17 protein-coding genes are annotated in these 19,812 nt (G+C 57.8%); 5 read left to right on the forward strand and 12 right to left on the reverse strand.

What is annotated here, in order from left to right; all coding sequences use genetic code 11:
- Positions 1–122: 122 nt before the first annotated feature.
- Positions 123–698: a lipid-binding SYLF domain-containing protein gene (locus tag AC2FJ5_RS04380; protein WP_142633534.1), complete on the reverse strand. Its 576-nt coding sequence runs from the start codon at positions 696–698 to the stop codon at positions 123–125.
- 141 nt (positions 699–839) lie between these two features.
- Positions 840–1,838 carry a porphobilinogen synthase gene (hemB, locus tag AC2FJ5_RS04385; RefSeq protein ID WP_496792573.1) on the reverse strand — a complete coding sequence of 333 codons (999 nt, stop codon included), beginning with the start codon at positions 1,836–1,838 and terminating at the stop codon, positions 840–842.
- A 119-nt stretch (positions 1,839–1,957) separates the two neighbouring features.
- On the opposite strand from hemB, the gene AC2FJ5_RS04390 reads away from it, so the two are divergent.
- Entirely contained in the window at positions 1,958–2,485 is a 528-nt protein-coding gene (locus tag AC2FJ5_RS04390) for a component of SufBCD complex (RefSeq protein ID WP_496695607.1), read from the forward strand.
- Between the two features lie 18 nt (positions 2,486–2,503).
- Entirely contained in the window at positions 2,504–5,959 is a 3,456-nt protein-coding gene (mfd, locus tag AC2FJ5_RS04395) for a transcription-repair coupling factor (protein ID WP_496792574.1), read from the forward strand.
- On the opposite strand, the gene AC2FJ5_RS04400 is transcribed toward mfd, so the two are convergent.
- The 5 genes from AC2FJ5_RS04400 to AC2FJ5_RS04420 all read right to left on the reverse strand — a co-directional run bounded on the left by AC2FJ5_RS04400 (position 5,956) and on the right by AC2FJ5_RS04420 (position 11,800).
- The gene (locus tag AC2FJ5_RS04400; RefSeq protein WP_496792576.1) at positions 5,956–6,624 is read right to left on the reverse strand and encodes an SH3 domain-containing protein; all 669 of its coding nucleotides are present in this window, start codon (positions 6,622–6,624) and stop codon (positions 5,956–5,958) included. The two genes, mfd and AC2FJ5_RS04400, sit on opposite strands and share 4 nt — an antisense overlap.
- Positions 6,621–8,285, reverse strand: a complete 1,665-nt coding sequence (locus AC2FJ5_RS04405; protein ID WP_496792578.1) for a hypothetical protein — start codon at positions 8,283–8,285, stop codon at positions 6,621–6,623. The genes AC2FJ5_RS04400 and AC2FJ5_RS04405 overlap by 4 nt, the downstream gene beginning before the upstream one ends.
- Positions 8,286–8,342: 57 nt before the next feature.
- Positions 8,343–9,551 carry a multidrug effflux MFS transporter gene (locus tag AC2FJ5_RS04410; protein WP_496792579.1) on the reverse strand — a complete coding sequence of 403 codons (1,209 nt, stop codon included), beginning with the start codon at positions 9,549–9,551 and terminating at the stop codon, positions 8,343–8,345.
- A gap of 75 nt (positions 9,552–9,626) precedes the next feature.
- Entirely contained in the window at positions 9,627–10,286 is a 660-nt protein-coding gene (locus AC2FJ5_RS04415) for a DsbA family oxidoreductase (protein WP_496792581.1), read from the reverse strand.
- Complete coding sequence (locus tag AC2FJ5_RS04420) at positions 10,283–11,800, reverse strand: class I adenylate-forming enzyme family protein (RefSeq protein WP_496792582.1); 1,518 nt, start codon at positions 11,798–11,800, stop codon at positions 10,283–10,285. Before AC2FJ5_RS04420 ends, AC2FJ5_RS04415 begins: the two co-directional genes overlap by 4 nt.
- Before the next feature lie 65 nt (positions 11,801–11,865).
- On the opposite strand from AC2FJ5_RS04420, the gene AC2FJ5_RS04425 reads away from it, so the two are divergent.
- Positions 11,866–12,489, forward strand: a complete 624-nt coding sequence (locus AC2FJ5_RS04425) for a helix-turn-helix domain-containing protein (protein WP_142633550.1) — start codon at positions 11,866–11,868, stop codon at positions 12,487–12,489.
- Here the strand turns inward: AC2FJ5_RS04425 and AC2FJ5_RS04430 are convergent.
- Together AC2FJ5_RS04430 and AC2FJ5_RS04435 are read right to left on the reverse strand one after the other, a co-directional pair.
- Complete coding sequence (locus tag AC2FJ5_RS04430) at positions 12,478–12,714, reverse strand: hypothetical protein (protein ID WP_142633552.1); 237 nt, start codon at positions 12,712–12,714, stop codon at positions 12,478–12,480. The genes AC2FJ5_RS04425 and AC2FJ5_RS04430 overlap by 12 nt on opposite strands.
- A 561-nt stretch (positions 12,715–13,275) precedes the next feature.
- Positions 13,276–15,102 (reverse strand): extracellular solute-binding protein, encoded by a 1,827-nt coding sequence (locus tag AC2FJ5_RS04435; RefSeq protein ID WP_496701135.1) that lies wholly within the window; start codon positions 15,100–15,102, stop codon positions 13,276–13,278.
- Between the two features lie 291 nt (positions 15,103–15,393).
- Here AC2FJ5_RS04435 and AC2FJ5_RS04440 point away from each other — a divergent pair, with 291 nt between their 5' ends.
- Both AC2FJ5_RS04440 and AC2FJ5_RS04445 read left to right on the forward strand, forming a co-directional pair.
- Positions 15,394–16,167 carry a 3-hydroxybutyrate dehydrogenase gene (locus AC2FJ5_RS04440; RefSeq protein ID WP_142633555.1) on the forward strand — a complete coding sequence of 258 codons (774 nt, stop codon included), beginning with the start codon at positions 15,394–15,396 and terminating at the stop codon, positions 16,165–16,167.
- A gap of 18 nt (positions 16,168–16,185) precedes the next feature.
- Positions 16,186–17,211, forward strand: coding sequence for a patatin-like phospholipase family protein (locus tag AC2FJ5_RS04445; RefSeq protein WP_496792583.1), 1,026 nt, complete (start codon positions 16,186–16,188; stop codon positions 17,209–17,211).
- Here AC2FJ5_RS04445 and AC2FJ5_RS04450 read toward each other — a convergent pair whose 3' ends face one another.
- The 3 genes from AC2FJ5_RS04450 to AC2FJ5_RS04460 form a co-directional block, all read right to left on the reverse strand.
- Complete coding sequence (locus tag AC2FJ5_RS04450) at positions 17,212–17,889, reverse strand: DUF502 domain-containing protein (protein WP_142633557.1); 678 nt, start codon at positions 17,887–17,889, stop codon at positions 17,212–17,214.
- 64 nt (positions 17,890–17,953) lie between these two features.
- Entirely contained in the window at positions 17,954–18,868 is a 915-nt protein-coding gene (locus tag AC2FJ5_RS04455; RefSeq protein ID WP_496792585.1) for a pseudouridine-5'-phosphate glycosidase, read from the reverse strand.
- Positions 18,865–19,758 carry a PfkB family carbohydrate kinase gene (locus AC2FJ5_RS04460; RefSeq protein WP_281972023.1) on the reverse strand — a complete coding sequence of 298 codons (894 nt, stop codon included), beginning with the start codon at positions 19,756–19,758 and terminating at the stop codon, positions 18,865–18,867. The genes AC2FJ5_RS04455 and AC2FJ5_RS04460 overlap by 4 nt, the downstream gene beginning before the upstream one ends.
- Between the last annotated feature and the right edge of the window lie 54 nt (positions 19,759–19,812).

Raw genomic sequence — 19,812 nt, forward strand, 5'->3', positions numbered from 1 at the left:
CCGCACGGATCGAAAGAGGAACCGCATGAGAACATGCGTGTTTACCGCGGTTTGAATGAAAAACCCCGCCTCGGGCCAAAGGCCGAAAGCGGGGTTTCTTGAAGGGGGAGGGTAGTCCGGTATCAGGGAATGATGCGGGTGTATTTCGTGCCTTCGACCGTCGCGCCGAACTTTAGCCCTGCCTGTCCGAAGACCGCCGCCAGAACCGGCGAACGCAGGGTGGTGGTGTCGGTCGACAGAGAGTCGCCCGTCGCATCGACCACGTAGCCGACCTCGGCCCCGGCGGTCCATCCGCTGGAACGGCGGAAATCGTTCAACGCGTCCTGTGTCATGAAGAACAGGACATGCGCATATTGCTGGGCACCGATTTGCAGGCCGGCGGTTCCCGAAATTGCGGAATAGTAATCAACTGTCGCGCCCTGAATGCGTAGCGCGCCTGTGCCGTAGGCACCGCCAAAGACGATTAGTCCGGCATCGGTTATCAGAGGCATGACCAGCATGCCGTTGGCCTTGTTCGCGATTTCGAGCGTGTTGGGGTAGGTGGCGTACATCTGGTTCAATGTCGCATCCACACGGGCGTCAATCGTCGCTGCGTTGGAACTGCCGACGCCATTGCCGCAAGCGGCGGTCACTGACAGACCGGCCATGCCAAAAGCAAAGCCACGACGGCTTAATCGAGTAGGTTTGGAACTGCTCATGTTTTTTATCTCTGTATAAATGCCTGATTGTCGGGTGCTCCCGATCTTGTCCGCAAGAATACGCCGATTGTCGCCTCGTGTCACGGGAAAGCTGCCGGGTGACCAAAGATAGTCGGCGAAAAATCGCGGAAACGCGGGGGATTAGCCCTGCAGGATCCGGGCGGCCTGAGGCGCGAAATAGGTCAGGATCCCGTCGCATCCCGCGCGTTTGAACGCCAGCAGACTTTCGAGCATGACCTTCTCTCCGTCGATCCAGCCGTTCTGAGCCGCGGCTTGTATCATCGCGTATTCGCCCGAGACTTGATAGGCATAGGTTGGCGCACCGAACGTGTCCTTCACCCGGCGGCAAATATCCAGATAGGGCATGCCGGGTTTTATCATGACCATGTCCGCGCCTTCGGTCAGGTCACGCTCGATCATGCGCAGCGCCTCGTCCGAGTTTCCGGGGTCCATCTGATAGGTCTTCTTGTCCCCGGTCAGCGCGCCCGAGGCGCCCACTGCATCTCGGAACGGTCCGTAGAACGCACTCGCATATTTGGCCGCATAGCTGAGGATCATCACGTTGTGATGGTCTGCGCCTTCCAAGGCGCGCCGCATTTCACCGATCCGGCCATCCATCATATCTGACGGTCCGATGATGTCGGCGCCCGCATCTGCTTGCGCCAGCGTCATCTTTACCAGCGCCTCGATCGTTTGATCGTTTATGATCTCACCATCGACCACATAACCGTCGTGGCCGTTGATATTGTATGGGTCCAGCGCCACGTCCGTCATCACCGCGATATTGGGTGCGGCTTTCTTGATGGCGCGAATGGCTCGGTTGGACAGGTTATCGGGGTTCCACGCTTCGGCGCAATCTTCGGTCTTTAGGGATGCGTCGGTGTAGGGAAAGATGCAGATTGCCGGGATACCCAGGGCCTGCGCCTCGACCGCAGCCTGTGCGATCAGATCGACCGAGCGGCGCATGACACCAGGCATCGAGGGGACAGGCTCTTCAATACCTTCGCCGTCTCGGGCGAAAACCGGCCAGATCAGATCATCGGTGGTCAGTGTATTCTCGCGGACCAGCGCCCGCACCGCCTGTGATTGGCGTGTTCGACGAAAACGGGCCAGAGGATAGGGGGCAATGGTCGGTTTCATGACGCGCTCTCCTTGTAAATTCCAGCATTGGGTGGCATGAATTCCGTGTAGTCTCAAGGGTAACGATGGACGCGTCTTTGCGAAGAAGGTCCCTGAAGACGGAAATTAAGGGCTGACGCGTGGACTTATACTCTTCGATTTTTGAACTCATCGACATGCGCAGCTTTTCGAATCTCTGGTATTGGATCGGGCTTGCGGTGTTGTGGTCATCGGCCAGCCACTGGGCCATGGGCGTGCCGTTTGACCTTGTTGTGCGCGCAAGACGGGTAGGCGGGCAATCGGAACAGGATTTGATGGATATTGTCCGCATTAACGGAAACCGATTGCTTTATATCCTGGAGGTATCCGGCCTCGCGATTTTAGCGTTCAGTTGTTTTCTGTTCACGGGTCTCGCGACTTTGGGGTTCTACTACGGGCTTGAATTTGCGCAGGCCGTGTTTTTGTTGCTGTTTCCGGTTTGTCTTGTCGTGCTGATCAATGTATCAGCCGCACGGAAACTGCGCCGGGAAACACCCAGTCTGGAGTATATTTCCAAGATTCTCACGCGCTGCCGGATCTATACCCAGATAGTTGGTATGATTTCGATCTTGATCACTTCGCTTTGGGGCATGTACCAGAATTTTTCCATCGGCGTCCCGGGTTGGTAAAATCAGAAAGGCTTGGCGATGTCGGGTCCGAACCAAGTAATCGTTGGCGGCGCCCCCGAAGGGTTTGACGCGCAGCTTGTCCTGAATGAGCTGGCGCGCTCGGGCGGGCCGGTGTGCCATGTCGCGCGTGATGACAAACGGCTTGAGGCGATGCGCGCGGCGCTTGCCTTTTTTGCGCCTGACATGCCGGTATTTGTGTTCCCGGGTTGGGATTGTCTGCCATATGATCGGGTATCGCCCAATGCCGATATCTCGGCAGCGCGTGTGGCCACCCTTGCCGCACTTGTGCACCAGATGCCGCAGCAATATGTGCTGCTGACAACTCTGAACGCCGCAACCCAACGCGTGCCCGCCCGTGCGGTGCTGCGAGAGGCGGCGTTTACCGCCCGTGTCGATCACCGCATTGATGAAACCGCGCTGCGGAATTTCCTTGTGCGCATGGGGTTCACGCAAAGCCCGACCGTGTTGGAGCCTGGCGATTATGCCGTTCGAGGGGGTATCATCGACATTTTCCCGCCCGGCGAATCCGGGCCGGTGCGGCTGGACCTGTTCGGGGATGTTCTGGATGGAGCACGTCGGTTTGATCCGGTGTCGCAACGTACGACCGAAAAGCTGGCTGTTGTGGAGCTGGCACCAGTGTCCGAGGTCATTCTAGATGACGCCGCCATCACCCGGTTTCGGCAAAATTATCGCATCGAGTTTGGGGCGGCGGGCACCGATGATCCCCTGTACGAGGCCGTCAGCGCAGGCCGCAAGCATCAAGGCATCGAGCATTGGTTGCCGTTCTTTCACGAAAAGCTCGAAACGCTGTTTGATTATCTGCCTGGTGCCACAATCTCGCTGGATGATCAGGTCACGCCTGCTCGTTTGGCACGTTGGGAAACCATTGCGGATCAGTACGAAACGCGGCGGCTCGCACTGGAGAACCGGTCGCGCATGGACACGGTGTATAAACCGACACCACCGGGCCTATTGTATCTGGATGACACTGCTTGGGAACAAGCTGTCGGCGATAGGCGCGTTCTGCAATTCAATGCATTGCCTCAGGCCCTTGGGCCCGGGGTGATTGACGCAGGTGGACGGATTGGACGGAATTTCGCGCCCGAACGGCAGCAGGAAAGCATCAGCTTGTTCGGAGCGCTGGCCAGCCATATCACGGACAGAATGGCTAAGGGGCCGGTTCTGATTGCGTCTTACTCCGAGGGTGCCCGCGAACGTCTGACTGGGCTGATCGAGGATGAAGGCCTTGCCGAAGCGATCCCTGTGCCCGACGGTACGCGCATCGGCAAACGCGGGCTGCATCTGGCCGTCTGGGCGCTGGAGCACGGGTTCGAAACGCCCGACCTGACCGTGATCGCCGAACAGGATGTGTTGGGCGACCGGCTGATCCGGCAGCCCAAAAAGCGCCGCAAGGCCGAGAATTTCCTGACCGAAACCCAATCCCTCAGCCCGGGTGATTTGGTGGTCCATGTGGATCATGGCATCGGGCGTTATCTGGGGATGGAGGTCGTAACGGCGGCCGGTGCCGCCCATGAATGTCTGCTGCTGGAATACGCAGAACAATCCAAACTGTACCTGCCGGTCGAAAACATCGAACTGCTGTCGCGATACGGTCATGATGAGGGTCTGCTGGACCGATTGGGCGGCGGCGCGTGGCAGGCCAAGAAGGCCAAGCTGAAAGAGCGCATCCGCGAGATGGCGGATAAACTGATCCGCATCGCTGCCGAACGGGCTTTGCGCAAGGCCCCGATCATGGACCCGCCTCCGCACGCGTGGGAGGAGTTCAGTGCGCGCTTTCCCTATCAGGAAACTGACGATCAGCTGCGCGCAATCGGTGAGGTCATGGAAGACATGCATTCCGGCGCGCCGATGGATCGTCTGATTTGTGGCGACGTGGGCTTTGGCAAGACCGAGGTCGCAATGCGTGCCGCTTTCGTTGCCGCAATGTCGGGCGTGCAAGTGGCGGTGATCGCACCGACAACGCTGTTGGCGCGTCAGCACGCGGCCAGCTTCAAGGATCGCTTCCGGGGCTTCCCGCTTGAGGTGCGGCAGCTGTCCCGCTTCATCTCGGCCAAAGAGGCGCAACAGACCCGTGATGGGTTGGCGCGCGGCACGGTGGATATTGTAATCGGCACCCATGCCTTGCTGGCAAAAGGGATTCGGTTCAACAATCTGGGTCTGCTGATCATCGACGAGGAACAGCATTTCGGTGTTGGCCACAAGGAGCGTCTGAAACAGCTGCGTAGCGATATCCATGTCCTGACCCTGACCGCGACGCCGATTCCACGAACGCTGCAACTGTCCCTGACCGGCGTGCGTGACCTGTCGATCATCGGCACACCTCCCATCGACCGGCTGGCGATCCGCACCTATGTCAGTGAGTTCGACGCGGTCACGATCCGCGAAGCCCTGCTGCGTGAACATTACCGTGGCGGGCAGAGTTTCTATGTCGTCCCGCGCATCTCGGACCTACCCGAGATTGAAGAATTCCTGAAAGAGCAACTGCCCGAGCTGACTTATATGGTGGCGCATGGGCAGATGGCGGCGGGGGAACTCGACGATCGGATGAATGCGTTCTACGACGGCAAATACGATGTCTTGCTGGCCACCACGATTGTGGAAAGCGGGCTGGATATCCCGACTGCAAATACGATGGTTGTGCACCGGGCGGATATGTTCGGGCTGGCGCAGCTCTATCAGATCCGCGGCAGGGTCGGGCGGTCGAAAACCCGCGCCTATGCCTATCTGACCACAAAGCCGCGTGCCCGCCTGACCGCCACGGCCGAAAAACGCCTGCGCGTTCTGGGCTCGCTCGACACGTTGGGCGCGGGGTTCACGTTGGCGTCTCAGGACCTTGATATTCGAGGGGCGGGTAACCTGTTGGGCGAGGAACAGTCGGGCCAAATGCGCGATGTAGGCTATGAACTCTACCAGTCGATGCTGGAAGAGGCGATTGCCAAGATCAAGGCCGGTGAGATGGAAGGCCTGTCGGATGCAGATGACCAGTGGGCACCGCAGATTAATCTTGGCGTCCCGGTCCTGATCCCCGAGGATTATGTGCCCGATCTGGATGTCCGCCTGGGCCTGTATCGCCGTTTGTCGTCGCTGTCGACTAAGGTGGAATTGGAAGGCTTCGCCGCTGAATTGATCGACCGCTTTGGCACGCTGCCGAAAGAGGTCAACACCCTGATGCTGGTCGTGCGCATCAAGGCGATGTGCAAACGGGCAGGGATTGCCAAGCTAGATGGCGGGCCCAAAGGCGCGACGATCCAGTTTCACAACGACAAATTCGCCTCGCCTCAGGGGCTGGTCGAGTTCATCCAGAACCAGCGCGGGTTGGCCAAGGTCAAGGATAACAAAATCGTCGTGCGCCGCGATTGGAAGAAGGACAGCGACAAGATCAAGGGGGCCTTTGCCATCGCCCGCGATCTGGCGGAAAAACTTGTGGCCGAAAAGAAAAAGGCCAAAGCCTAGTCACCGCTGACAAAGGTGCACAACTGCCATTCACCAGTTTCGGATTTTGCCAATGCTGCCCGGTAACCAGTCATAGGCCACAGGAAATCGCTGTGCATATAGCCCTGACCCCCATCAGTCAGCAGAACCCTCTGGTATTGCGCGATGGGAGAGACGTCGCGGATGATGACGACCTCATAGCTGATGAGGTCGAGTATGGCCGCGCCTCGATTTGGTGCGTTGCGCAGAGTTACATCCTGAGCGGTCACAAAATAGGCCAACGCCGGATCCAGCGAAGCGGGTAGGGTGAGCTGCCATTGGTGGGGCATCCAGAACTCGCCGTCTTCGTTGAAATAGCCAGGCTGTGTCAGGGTGTTTTCCAGATCGGACCAAAAGGTTTCAACGACCTTTTCCCTGTCATCATCATCTTGCTCTGACGTTGCCGGTCCGGGAGTAAGATACTCGCGCAGCTCGTCCGGGCCGCCATTGCCGCCGTGGCTAAGGTAAATATCCGGGCAGGCAACAGACAGCACGCCTTCGATGTCGCGCTCGGCTACCATGTTCAGCAGGTTTGCCCGGAACGAGACGAGGGTGACATCCCGCTCGGCCTCGTTGACCGGCGGAAAGGATTGTCGATCCGCCAGCGCCGGGTTGCAGAGCAAAGCGAGCAGAAAGGCGTATCTCATTCGGCGGCCCTCATGGCGGCTTGAGCACAGAAACAGGACGCGCCAACAGCCCGGTCCGCACGAGCCAGAGCCAAATCCAGCCGTTGTCTGATCTGCACAATCTCAACCGTCTCACCGCGCGCCTTCAGGCAGTCATGCAGGCCCTTGAGGCTCCAGACATTGTCAGGATGGACAGAGGCGCGGCTGAGCGTACCGCCCAACCCCAAATCCTCGCGGTATATGGCCTCGGCTTCGGCGGTATGCCCTTGTTCGAACAGCAATGCACCCAACGCGTGTCGAGTGGGCTGCATCCATCCCCATGGCTCGTCATAGGGCAAGGTGTCGTCCAGTTCGACCGAGCGGTGCAGATGGGCGTAGGCCGCATCGTAGTTTTCCATGCGATACTCGATTTCGCCACGCAGCATTTCGCGGGCAATGTCCAGCAGGTCGATCACGCGGTTATTGTGCAGCAATCGCGTTTCTGGCACGCGGGCCTTGGCAGCGAGGAACAACTGCTCTTCGGCTTCGGCTTCGCTGACCTGCCCAGTGGCGGCAAAAGCAATGGCCCGGGCATAATGCGTGGTTGCCGTGAGAGTGCAGTACAGTTCGGGGTCCGAGGGCAGCTCAAGCGCCATTGCCTCTTCCCAACGGCCAAACCGGATCAGGATATGCGGGCCCATTGACATGTAACTTTCGAAGAAATCCGCCATAGGCGGGCTTTCTATGCGCAGCATGTCTTCGGGTGTGGTGTCCCACAATCCCTGATTGGCCCGCAGAGCCGGTTCCATCTGTCCCAGAAATAGGGCGCCATATATGACAAAATGATAATTGTGCTGGCGGTAGCCGGTGTAGATGTTGAACGCGCCTTCGCGTTCGTAAAATTTCAGGTCGGCCTCAACGGCTTTTTGGTTCCAGTGGACGACGTTCTGGTAATGGCCGCACAGCACATCGATATGGGTGGGCATATGCACCAAATGGCCCGCATCGGGAACCAGCGTCCGCAGAACATCCCCCGCTTTCAGCGCTTTTTCCGGGGTCGGAGACATCTCCATCAGGTGGACATAAAGATGCAGTAACCCGGGATGAGACATCGCTGCTGGATCATCAGCCATCGCCTCCTCCAGCGCTTTTTGCGCCTCGACCGTGGCGGCCCCTTCGGCGGGCTGGCCGGTCGTCAAATCCCACATTTGCCAGGGAGTGAGGTTCAAAAGCGCTTCGACATAGATCGTGCGCAGGTCCAGATGAGCGGGCTGCGATGCAAACGCTGCGCGCATAGCATCGGCAAAATCGTTATCCCAGTTGTGCATGTCGTCAATGGCTTCGCGCTGGGGATAGCGGGCGGGAAGCGCGCGGATCAACGCTCGTTCAACCGGCGTACATTCGCCCACAAGAGACATGGCCAGCTGCGTCGCATCATAGGCCAGCGTCAGCGCCTTTTGCCTGCCTGCGTCATCGTGCAGGTCCCAGGGCATGTTGTAATTCGGCCCCGCCGCATAGGCGACGCCCCAATGGGCCATGGCGCAGTTCGGGTCATGCTCTAGCGCGCGCTGAAAACAGACGACGGCCTCTTCGTGGTTATAGCCATAGGTCCAGACCAGCCCCCGGTCGAACCACAGTTGCGCATCGGGCGAAGAGGTGCTTACCGGACAGGAATGCGTGCCCAGATCGTAGTAGTCGCTCATTGAAAATCTCCCCTCGAAACAAGGGGAGGATAACGTGTTTCACGCGCTCTGCACAGATCAGGCGGGCAATCTGTCTTCTATCCGGCCCATATACAGCATCAGGCCGAACCCCATCGTGCACATAGTCAGGACACCTATTGCCAAGGGCAGGATCGATCCGTCAAACAACTGTCCCAAGGGGGCTGCTACTGCAGCGGCCAGAACGGTTGATACCGCGCCTATGACTGACGCTGCCATGCCCGCAATATGGCCCATCGGCTCCATCGCGATGGCATTCAGGTTGCCCATCGTCATACCGGCCATGAAGAACACGGCAGTCTGCCAACTGACAAAAAGCGCAAATGAGGCGCCATCAGAAAGGTCCAGACCATTCATTACCATGACAAAACACGTAAAGATGATCTGTGCGCCCAAAGTCCAGGTTACAATCCGGCGCATCCCCAATCGGATGACCAAAGTCGCGTTCAACAAACTGGCCGAGCCAGCCATCAGAGCAACGAAACCAAACCAGAAGGGGAAACTGTCGGCTCTGTCGTAGATGATGTCATAAACAGGTTGTACCATCGTCAGCATGGTGAACAGCATCCCAAGGCAAAGCGTTTGCACCATGATCGAAACCCGCACAGTCGGGTGTGCAAACATCTGCCGCGCGGCATCAATCATAAGCGGCAGGCGCAGGGGGCGGCGATTTTCGGGTGTCAGAGGTTCGCTCAGACGCAGGCCCATCCACGTGATGGTGATCAAAGAGAACAACATGAACGAAGCGAAGATGCCACGCCACCCGGCCAGAGCGATCACCCCGGCACCCATCATGGGCGCGATGGCGGGAACCAGCGTAAAGATCATCATGGCAATCGAGACGATGCGGGCCATCTCACGGCCGGAATAGAGGTCACGGATAATGGCCATGGCCACCACGCGTGGGGCCGCGCTGCCGATGCCTTGAAAGATGCGCGCAATCAACAGCATCTCAAGCGAGGAGGTGGCCCAGGCGACTGCGGCAGACAGGATATACAGCGCAGAGCCGACGTAAATTACCGGCTTGCGCCCGAATGCATCCGACAGAGGGCCGGTGAAAAAGGTGCCGATCCCCATGCCCAGCACAAATGAGGTCAGGATCAACTGCGCCTTGTTTGCATCACCTGGGCTGAGTTGCGCGCTGATCTGCGGCAGGGCGGGCAGCATCGAGTCGATAGAAAACGCGATTGTCGCAAACATCATTGCGATCAAAGCGACAAATTCTCCGCGCGGCATGCGATTACTCATGGGGCTCTCCTGACCCGTTCGCGCTATCACAGCGGATTGGGCACGGCCAGTGATCAGAATGCACAGGAGGCTGTGCTATTTTGCAGGGGAAGTCTCGATTTGAGACATGATTTCACCGAACACGCGTTCCCACATTTCCGGTGGTTGCGCGCCGGGGACAGCATGTTGGTTGGCAACGATAAAAGTCGGTACCGACGTCACACCCATCTGCCGGGAATGCGCGTCACGGTTGCTGATGTCTGTGCGGTCGGCGTCGGATTTCAGCAGCTTCATGACGACGGCGGCGTCCATCCCCTGACTGTCGGCAATATCCGCCAGAACCTCGTGGTCGCCGATATCGCGACCCTGTACAAAATAGGCCTGAAACAGGGCATCAACTATAGCGTTCTGCTTGTTTTCGATCCCGGCCCAGTGGATCAGCCGATGAGCATCCAGCGTGTTCGGGGTGCGCTTCATCCCCTCAAAGTCGATGCCCAACCCTGCATTTTCGGCATGCTCGACCACCGGGGCATACGCACGGATGGCTCCGTCTTTGCCGCCGAATTTGCGCTCCAAGTATTCGCGCCGATCCATGCCTTCGACCGGCATATCGGGGTTCAGCTGAAAGGGGTGCCATTCAATGATGAATGGATGGTCCGGAGTTGCGGCCAACGCCTTGTCCAGATGAGTCTTGCCAATATAGCACCAGGGGCAGATCGGGTCAGACATGATGTCGAGCTTGACGGTCTGGGTCATGTATTGGTCGCCTTGAAATAGGCCGGCAGCGCCCGGCGCAAAAGTTTGCCATTGCCGCCTGTTGGCAGCTGAGGCAGATGGATAAAGGCGCGCGGTTGCTTATAGCGCGCCAGATTTGTCTCGACATAGGCGCGCAGGGCGTCCTCGTCCAGCTTTTCCGGCCCGGTATAGAAGGCCACTATGACAAAACTGTCCTGCTTGACCTCAACGGCGGCCGCGCCGACCTGCGAGATGCCGGGATATCGGGACAATGTGGCCTCGACCTCGATCGGTGAGACCCGGTAGCCGCCTGCATTCATCATATCATCGTCTCGGCCAAGATAGGTGATCTGTCCATCAACTGCCATTGCACCCTGATCGCCGGTCAGAAACCACTCGCCCTGCATCCTGGCCTGCGCTTCGTCCGGCGCGTTGAGATAGGTCAGCATTAGGCCGGGGTCTGATCGGTGGATGGCGATGGTCCCTTCTTTCCCCTGTGGAACCGGCCCGTCTGGACCCAGAATTGCCACACGCCGCCCCGGTTGTGGTTGCCCCAGTGCATCGCCACGTGCCGGATAGGCTGGGCTTGAAGAGATGAAGGTCGAGCATTCGGACATTCCAAAAGCTTCATACAACTCGCGCCCGGTGATCCGTGTCCATTTCTGGTGCAGATGCCGTGAGAGTTTTTCGCCAGCGCAAAGACCGTGCCTCAGATCGGGAAGGTGTAGATCGTTTGCTTCGTTCAAAATTTTCCGAAACACGCCCGGAGCTGCAGCAAAAATCGTGGCACGGTGATTGCGCAGCATATCGGGTAGGGTCGACAGATCGGTGCCGGGCTCCGGTATCAACGCTGTCGCGCCAATGGTCCAGGGATCCATCAGTCCTGTCCCCAACGTATAGGTCCAGTTGAACGCACCTGCATGGCACAATCGATCCGTTTCCTGCAGGCCGTACCACCCATCCACCATCATCTGCCGCGCCCAAATTGCACGATGGGCATGTGCAACGGCCCGTGGCTTGCCCGAGGTGCCAGACGTATAGACCACATAAGCCATGTCTTCGGGGTCGCCCATCCGAAACTCGGCCAGAGGTAGATCGCGCATCTCGCGCAGTTGGCTCAAAGATATTTGGTTCGGGTGATCCGCGCTGGCGATATCGGGATCACGCAATATGGCGGCGGGCTTCAGATCTTGGATGATCTTTGCCGTTTCTGGCTGCGTCAGCTGTGACGATGTCGGCACGGGTACAATGCCGACCGCGATTGCACCCAGATAGGTTATTGGAAAATCAACCGTGTTCCCCAAACGCATCAAGACCAGATCGCCCGGCTTCAAACCGGCCCGCAGCAGACCTGTACCGGTTGCAAGGATCGCGCGTTTCAACGCAGCAAAGCCCCAGTTCTGTGCCGACGTTGCGCCAAGTACCGACAAGGCAATCTTGTCGCCATTGCGATCTGCTTGACGCAACACATGCGCGGCCAGATTGAAAGGGGTAGGGCAGGCCTTGGGCGGGCCTTGATCGAACAGGGAAAGCATGGCGTCTGGCTAACGCGGCAACTGCTGCGTTGCAAGCGGGACAGGCTGGCCCTATAGAGTGGCGCATGAGAACCAAAGAGCAGACATCTCTGATCCGAATTGCCCGAAACTCGGGCGAGCATACAGAGGTCGAACCGCTGGACCTTGGCGTCCGTGTGCGTGAATTGCGCAAGGCGCGAAACTGGACTTTGGAACAAGCGGCCAATCAGGCGGGATTGGCGCGTTCAACGCTCAGCAAAATCGAAAACGGGCAGATGTCGCCTACATACGATGCGCTGAAGAAACTGGCGATCGGGCTGGAAATCTCTGTTCCGCAGCTGTTCACGCCGCCACAGCGCGAGCAGGTGATCGGGCGTATGGCCGTGACCCGGATGGGGCAAGGCACCAGCCACGCAACCACAACATACGAGCACGAACTGCTGGCTGAGACGCTTACGAAAAAGCAGATGCTGCCCTATCGCGCCCGTGTACGTGCCCGGTCGATGGATGAGTTTGACGGGTGGGTCCGCCACGATGGCGAAGAATTCCTGTACGTGCTGACGGGTGTCGTTCGCCTGTATACCGAGTTCTACGAACCCGTCGAAATGCGCCGCGGTGACAGCGCCTATTACGACGGCAGCATGGGGCATAATGTCGTTTCGGTCAGTGAAGAAGACGCGATGATCCTGTGGGTGACGTCACTTACCTAGATGTTTGGTGACTTCACGGGTTAGCGCTTCGGTGAACAGGAAATCCTCAAGCTCTTCATGTGCCTCGTTCACCGTCAGATGATGACGTTCGGCCAGATAAGCCTCGAATTGCGCACGGTCGCGCCCTACCGCATCCATGTCTCGGTCGCGCAAATTGGGAAACCGCCGTTTTGCACGGGCGTACATTTCATTCCAATCTTGCGTCAGATCGTTCCACTTAAACATCTATTGGGCTTTCTGTTTGTCTGGCTACAGATCTGCTCGGCCCTGAATTCAGGGTACGAATGGTGTTTGCAGGTAGGGCTATGGCAAAATGTCGCACCTTGAGCGTGCGAAGTTTAAATCAGTTAGGCCCGCCACAGGAAATCTGAGACGGGCCTACGGACCAAATAGTTTTGAGTGAGTGGAGGCTGGTCCGAAAATACTGTTCCTGATGTTGTAACACAGCTATGTGTCGGTAATGTTTGGCGTAATTCAAATTGGATACATTTGTACTAGTCGCAGGCTATATCTTTCGAACCCGTTACGTAAAGCCCCTTGTTGAAATTTTTCAAATTTGTCTGAAACTAGGGATCGCATCAATTTATAGCGGAATGCCCACAGCATTTACCTGCATGTCGTGGTACTGCGGGTCTGTGCCAGAATCCGCCGAAGGGTATGAGACCCACACAGCAAACGCCGAACGGGTCTTATTGCATCACATCTGCAGCGGTTGCGATCCTCTGGAACGAGATTGGCACGGACAGTTAGCAATTAGGAAAGGACGGGGCCGCCTCTTTTGAGGCGCTATTCCTCGTACCACCAGACCTGCGGCATGTATTCCGGCCCGTCACCGTATATGGGCAGGGTTTCCGGCTGTTTCAGCTCACGCGCATGTGCAATCCGGCCGACGTCAAAGCTCCAGATCGGGATGACATACCGGCCAGCGGTTAGAACGCGATCCAGCGCGCGGGTCGCAGACACGAAATCTTCGTGGCTTTCAGAGGCCAGCATCGTATCGATTAAACCGTCCACTGCTAGTGACTGAACCCCCATCAGGTTACGTGTTCCTGCCGTGTCGGCATTTTCACTGCCCCAATACAGGCGTTGTTCGTTGCCCGGCGACAGGGAAAGAGCCCGGCGAAATGGGGTCATGTCAAAATCATGGGCATCCATCCGAGAGGTGTATTGTGCGTCGTCGATTTTTTCGACTGTAAGCTCGATGCCAAGCCGTTCAAGCGTACGCGCATAGATTTCTGCGATGGTTCCGACATTCTGGACAACGTTGAGGCTGCCCTGGCTGATGACCATGTCAACGATGAACGCTTCGCCATCTGCGTTTCGCAACACGCCATCCTGAACTGTCCAGCCAGCCTCTTGCAGCAGCTTGGTTGCCTTGCGCAGATTGGCCCTGTTGCGTTCCGAACCGTCACCTTTCGGAAGCTCGTAACCTTCCAGTGTACCGGGCAACAGTGTATCGGCGTATGGCTGCAGCAGCTCAGCCACCTGACCGGTGGCAGTACCGGGCTGCATCGCCAGATCCGAGCCCGAGAAATACGAGGTTATCCGCGGTTGCGCGCTTCCAGTGACGGTGTCGTTGATGAATTCGAAATTGAAAGCCAGAGTCAGAGCCTCGCGCACGCGCCAATCATCGAAGGGTGGCTTGCGCGTATTCATGACAAATCCGGTCATGCCCGAAGGCTTGCGATGCGGGATTTCGGTTTTCACCACATCGCCGCGCTGTACCGCGGGGAAGTCATACTGGTTGTTCCACTTATCGGCGTTAAACTCGCGCACGGCTGAGAGCTCGCCTGCTTTGAAGGCCTCGAATGCGACTGTGCCATCCCCGTAGAACTCGATCCGCATCTCATCCAGATTCATGGTGCCGCGCCGAAACGGAATGTCAGCGCCCCAGTAATCCGGATTGCGACGCAGGTTCACATACCGTCCAGCTTCGTACCCGTCGATGACATACGGTCCAGACCCCAGAGGGATGTCTTGCAGCGGCGCGTCGGCAAAGTCTTTACCCTCCCACTGTGCCTTCTGAAGGATCGGGCGCATCCCGGCGATCAGCGCAAGCTCGCGGTCGGGGTCGTTAAACGTGATGCGAACGGAACGCGGTCCGGTTTGTTCGATACTGTCGATCTTTCCCCAAAGGCCGCGATATCTCAGGTGCCCTTCGGTTCCCAAAGTCTCATATGACCAGATGACATCCTCGACAGTGACCGGTGATCCATCCGAGAATCGGGCATTCTCTCGCAGGGTAAATTCGACCCAGGATCGGTCTGGAGCCGTCTCAACTGATTCGGCTAACAACCCGTAAAGAGTGAAAGGTTCGTCCCAGGAACGCCCCATCAGGCTTTCATGGGTCCAAAATCGCAACTGCCAGGGTGACGTGCCTTTTTGCACAAACGGGTTAAGACTGTTATAGCCGCCGGTATTTCCAAATACGACTTTGCCGCCTTTGGGTGCATCAGCATTGACATAGGGTAGCGACACAAAATCCGGTGGAAGGGCAGGGTCACCATACATAGCTATGCCATGGGTCGATTCTGCATGGGCTGCTGCAACGGCAAAAACACTAACGATTCCCGCGATCATAGGGCGAACGGGGCGAAGAAAATCGGGGCTCATTTTGGAAACAATCCTGCTCTGGCCTTATTTTGTTGGGATTCACCGTACCGATGATTTTTCATATTATCAAACTTTTAGCTTGGACGAAGGCGTGGAATTGCTTATAAAGGGCGTACTGCTCGATAGGTTTCTTGCCTGTATGAAACCTGCCTCAATAACTTAACGCCCGCTTCGTGCGGGCGTTTTTTTTGTGCGATTTTCGCTGATACAGCGCGCCCAATCTTTCCCCGTTTTCTTTGCAGGTGCAGCATGGCACTGTGCCGTCAACACGGAATCTGACGGAGAGCACCCATGAGTCTTTCGGGCAAAACAGCAATCATCACAGGATCGAATTCGGGCATCGGGCTAGGCATCGCCCGCGAGCTGGCCAAGGCCGGGGCAGATGTGGTGCTGAATTCGTTTACTGACCGCGACGAAGATCATGCTCTGGCCGCAGAGATCGGGCAGGAAACCGGAACCAACGCGCGCTATATCAAAGCGGACATGTCCAAGGGTGACGAGTGTCGGGCGCTGATCGAAAAGGCTGGAGCCTGCGATATCCTGGTCAACAATGCCGGCATTCAGCATGTGGCGCCGATTGATCAGTTTCCAACCGACAAATGGGACGCGATCATTGCGATCAACATGAACTCGGCCTTTCACACCACTGCCGCCGCGTTGCCGATGATGCGCAAGGCGGGCTGGGGACGGGTGGTGAATATTGCATCGGCCCATGGGTTGACGGCATCGCCTTTCAAAGCCGCCTATATCGCGGCCAAGCACGGTGTTGTCGGGATGACCAAAACCGTAGCCCTCGAGACCGCACAAGAGCCGATTACCTGTAATGCGATTTGCCCGGGATATGTGCTGACGCCGCTGGTCGAAGAGCAGATACCCAATACGATGAAAGAATACGATATGAGCCGTGAGGATGTCGTGAAGAATGTCCTGCTAAAGCGGCAACCTTCGAAAGAATTCGCTACGGTCGAACAACTGGGCGGTACGACGATCTTTCTGTGCTCGGATGCGGCGGCGCAGATCACCGGCACGACGATTTCAGTTGATGGCGGGTGGACCGCGCTCTGAGCCTTGGGGAGTAGGGCAGTGAAACGTATCAATCTGGCTTTGCAGGGCGGCGGCGCGCACGGAGCGTTCACTTGGGGTGTGCTGGATCGTCTGCTGGAGGAAGATGATATCGAAGTCGCGGCGATCACGGGAACATCGGCAGGCGCACTGAACGGTGCGGCCTATAAGTCTGGCATGGTACGGGGCGGCCGGGAGGGTGCGCGCGCCAATCTGGATGCGCTCTGGGCCCGTATGGGGGCCGTCGTCGATACGAACCTGACCAACTGGATGCGTGCGTTTGAGCCCTCACATATCGCACAGTCTATCGAAAATTCGCTGCCGTTTGCTGTAGGCGACACCTGGTCGCGGTTGGTATCGCCTTATGCCTATGGGCCGTTCTACTGTAACCCCTTGCAGCCCGTGGTTGAGCGCTTTGATTTCGATGAAATATGCGCTGCCGAAGGTCCGCGTCTGTATGTCTGCGCGACATGCGTGCGCAGCGGAAAGATACGGGTGTTCACAGGGAATGAGCTGTCGACTGAGGCCATCCTTGCTTCCGCCTGTTTGCCAACCCTGTTTCAGGCGGTCGAGATATTCGATCCAAAATCGGGCCGGACTGAGGCTTACTGGGATGGCGGATATACCGGTAATCCAGCTCTGTATCCCTTGTTCAATTCCGATCTGCCCGAGGACGTGGTGATCGTGAACATCAACCCTCTGGAACGGGAAGAAATCCCCAAGACGCCGCAGCAGATCCAGAACCGGATCAATGAGATCGGCTTTAACTCATCGCTGTTTCGGGAACTGAGGGCCATAAGCTTCGTTCAGCGCTTGCTGGAGGATGGCAAGCTGAAAACGGGCGAAATGAGCCGTGTTCTGGTTCACATGATTGCCGATGACGCGTTGATGAATGACCTCTCGGTCGCGACCAAGACAGTGCCCAACCCTGTGGTCCTGCATAAGCTCAAAGAAGCTGGCCGCAATGCAGCTGATCAGTTTTTGACAGATCACAAGGCCGATCTGGGTGCACGCAGCACGGTCAATCTGCCGGAAATGTTTGGATAGTCACTCTGGTGGCTGGGTCGGGTCTTTGTCGTTCGGGTAAACAAGACCGGCCGAAATCACTAGTTTGGCGGCATCTTCGATCGACATGTCCAAAAGGATGACGTCCTCGATCGGAAAGAACAGCAGGAACCCCGATGTCGGGTTGGGTGTCGTCGGAATGAACACGCTGTACAGATCGCCACCCGCTTCTGCGCGTTCGTTGACTTCTCCCTTAGCGGTGGTCGAGACGAACCCGATGGCCCAGATGCCACGGCGCGGATATTGAACCAGACAGGCTTTTTCAAATGACCGTTCAGTCTGGGCAAAGACGGTCTCGGAAATCTGCTTGATGCCTGAATAGATGGACCGGATGACCGGCATCCTGTTCACCAGGCTTTCGGTGAACGAGATAAAGGATCGGCCCAGGATGCCCTTGGCAACCCAGCCAACCACGACGGTGAACACCAGAAAAAAGATGACACCTACACCGCGCAGGTTGATGCCAACATATTGTTCAGGCTGGAATTGGTGGGGAACCAGCGGCAGAACCGCACTGTCGATCCAGCCGACAACAGACCAGATCAGCCAGATCGTCAACCACACCGGCGCAATAACGACGATGCCCGTCAGAAAGGACGCGCGCAGCCGTGAGAACAGGCCGGGCTGTCGGTTGGGTTCTTCGTCAAAAGGAGTGTTCATTACGGTCCTGAGTGGCTTGCGAATTTAGTTAAGCAGTCCTTGGCCTTGGTACAATAGCAATATGTCAATCCGCCTTGGCGGACAGGGCGCGGGCGATCCCGGCTGCCAGACGGGCATTGTTGCGGACCAATGCGATATTGGCGGTCAGAGAACGACCTTCGGTCTGCTCATAAATCCGTTGCAACAGGTAGGGTGTGACCCCTTTACCGCTGATCCGATGCACATCTGCATCCGCCTGTGCCGAGGCGATAATCGGGGCCAGTTCCTCGGATGGGATCTGATCGGCCCCCGGGATCGGATTGGCGACAAGTTGGCCGCCGGGCAGGCCAAGCGCACGTCTGGTCGCATGTGCGTGCGCGATGTCTTCCGCACTGTCCATGCGCAGAGGGGCTGCCAGCGGGGATTTTGCCGACCAGAAGGCCGGAAATTCGTCCTGGCCATAGGCAATGACCGGAACGCCCAGTGTTTCCAGAACCTCAAGCGTCTTGGCCAGATCGAGGATGGCTTTGGCGCCTGCGGCAACAACCGTGACCGGGGTATGGGCCAATTCGTGCAGGTCAGCAGAGATATCGAATGAGGTTTCAGCCCCTTGGTGGACGCCTCCAATACCGCCGGTGGCAAAAACGTCGATCCCGGCGTGATGGGCGGCGATCATGGTTGCGGCGACCGTTGTTGCACCGGTCCCACCGGTTGCCATGCAGGCGGCCATATCGGCACGGGACAGTTTGGCGACCCCATGCGCTTGGCCCAGCGCTTTCAACTCTTCGGCTTCCAGACCGACGTGAAGCGTACCATTGATCACCGCCATGGTGGCTGGCACCGCGCCCGCCTCTCGGATGTCTTGTTCAACCTGTGCCGCGACCTCGATGTTCTGCGGGTAGGGCATACCATGGGTGATAATCGTGCTTTCCAGCGCAACGATAGGTTGGCCTGCGTCTTTGGCGGCGCGGACCTCGGCAGAATATTGAATGTTGATCACAGTGGGGTTTCTCCGGAAACGTAAGTTGCGGCGGCATGCAGGGCACGTGACAGGGCCTCATCGCTTGGGGCACCGGTGGCCTCGGATGCGATATGCGCCGCCATGAATGTATCACCCGCGCCGGTCACACGGGTGACCAGAACGGATGGGGGTTTTTGGGTCAAGATTTCCTCAGCGCTGGCAACGGTTGCCGAGCTGCCGCCATCAGTCACCAGCACGCGCAGCGCGCCGCGATCCAGCAGCCCCTTGGCGGCGCTTGCCGAATCCGCGAATTCGCGCTGGCACAGGATGCCAGCCTCTTCGAGGTTCACATAAAGCGTCGCGCGGGCATGCTTGAGGAAAGGCAGCAGGCGATCGGCCTTGCCGGGAGAGGCCGGTGCCACGCGCAGGTCGGCCCCGGCGAAGGCTGGGCTTTGCGCGATTTCTTCCAAAAGCGACAGCGTCAGGTTGCCATCCAAAGCAACAGGACCATCGAATGGCATGGTCTCTGTGCCTAATGGGCCTTGCATCAGGGGTTTCAGAATTTTTGCCCCTGCAGCCTCAAGTGAATGGGCGTCCGCAATCGCGGCAATCAACCCATTGGCGCCCTCGACAGCCATATATCGGTCGGTCGGCAGGTCCTGCGAGCGATAGATGTGATCCGTTACCATCCCTAGCCGGGCGCAGGCATTGACCAGCTCATCCCCTTCGGGATCGCGGCCAATGGCGGTCAACAGGGTGGGCGTCATGCCAAACCGCACCAGCGTCATGGCAATGTTCATTGCCACGCCTCCGGGCAGGCGGGTGATCCTGCCGGGAACATCCGACCCCTGCCGCATGGCGCTAGCAGAACGTCCGATCACGTCCCACAGGACAGAACCGATACAAAGAATTTCGCTGTTCTGAGTCATGTCGACGTCATGCCGCAGCCCCGGCGTGGGTGCAAGGGTTAACGCTCACATCCT

Source organism: Ruegeria sp. CDSA221 (genome assembly GCF_059611825.1).

Excerpts from the sequence above, each read along its gene's own strand:
- hemB (WP_496792573.1), bottom strand. The coding sequence starts at position 1,838 with ATGAAACCGACCATTGCCCCCTATCCTCTGGCCCGTTTTCGTCGAACA.
- AC2FJ5_RS04460 (WP_281972023.1), bottom strand. The coding sequence starts at position 19,758 with ATGACTCAGAACAGCGAAATTCTTTGTATCGGTTCTGTCCTGTGGGAC.
- mfd (WP_496792574.1), top strand. The coding sequence starts at position 2,504 with ATGTCGGGTCCGAACCAAGTAATCGTTGGCGGCGCCCCCGAAGGGTTT.
- AC2FJ5_RS04410 (WP_496792579.1), bottom strand. The coding sequence starts at position 9,551 with ATGAGTAATCGCATGCCGCGCGGAGAATTTGTCGCTTTGATCGCAATG.
- AC2FJ5_RS04425 (WP_142633550.1), top strand. The coding sequence starts at position 11,866 with ATGAGAACCAAAGAGCAGACATCTCTGATCCGAATTGCCCGAAACTCG.
- AC2FJ5_RS04450 (WP_142633557.1), bottom strand. The coding sequence starts at position 17,889 with ATGAACACTCCTTTTGACGAAGAACCCAACCGACAGCCCGGCCTGTTC.
- AC2FJ5_RS04435 (WP_496701135.1), bottom strand. The coding sequence starts at position 15,102 with ATGAGCCCCGATTTTCTTCGCCCCGTTCGCCCTATGATCGCGGGAATC.
- AC2FJ5_RS04440 (WP_142633555.1), top strand. The coding sequence starts at position 15,394 with ATGAGTCTTTCGGGCAAAACAGCAATCATCACAGGATCGAATTCGGGC.
- AC2FJ5_RS04380 (WP_142633534.1), bottom strand. The coding sequence starts at position 698 with ATGAGCAGTTCCAAACCTACTCGATTAAGCCGTCGTGGCTTTGCTTTT.
- AC2FJ5_RS04415 (WP_496792581.1), bottom strand. The coding sequence starts at position 10,286 with ATGACCCAGACCGTCAAGCTCGACATCATGTCTGACCCGATCTGCCCC.
- AC2FJ5_RS04420 (WP_496792582.1), bottom strand. The coding sequence starts at position 11,800 with ATGCTTTCCCTGTTCGATCAAGGCCCGCCCAAGGCCTGCCCTACCCCT.
- AC2FJ5_RS04405 (WP_496792578.1), bottom strand. The coding sequence starts at position 8,285 with ATGAGCGACTACTACGATCTGGGCACGCATTCCTGTCCGGTAAGCACC.
- AC2FJ5_RS04400 (WP_496792576.1), bottom strand. The coding sequence starts at position 6,624 with ATGAGATACGCCTTTCTGCTCGCTTTGCTCTGCAACCCGGCGCTGGCG.
- AC2FJ5_RS04430 (WP_142633552.1), bottom strand. The coding sequence starts at position 12,714 with ATGTTTAAGTGGAACGATCTGACGCAAGATTGGAATGAAATGTACGCC.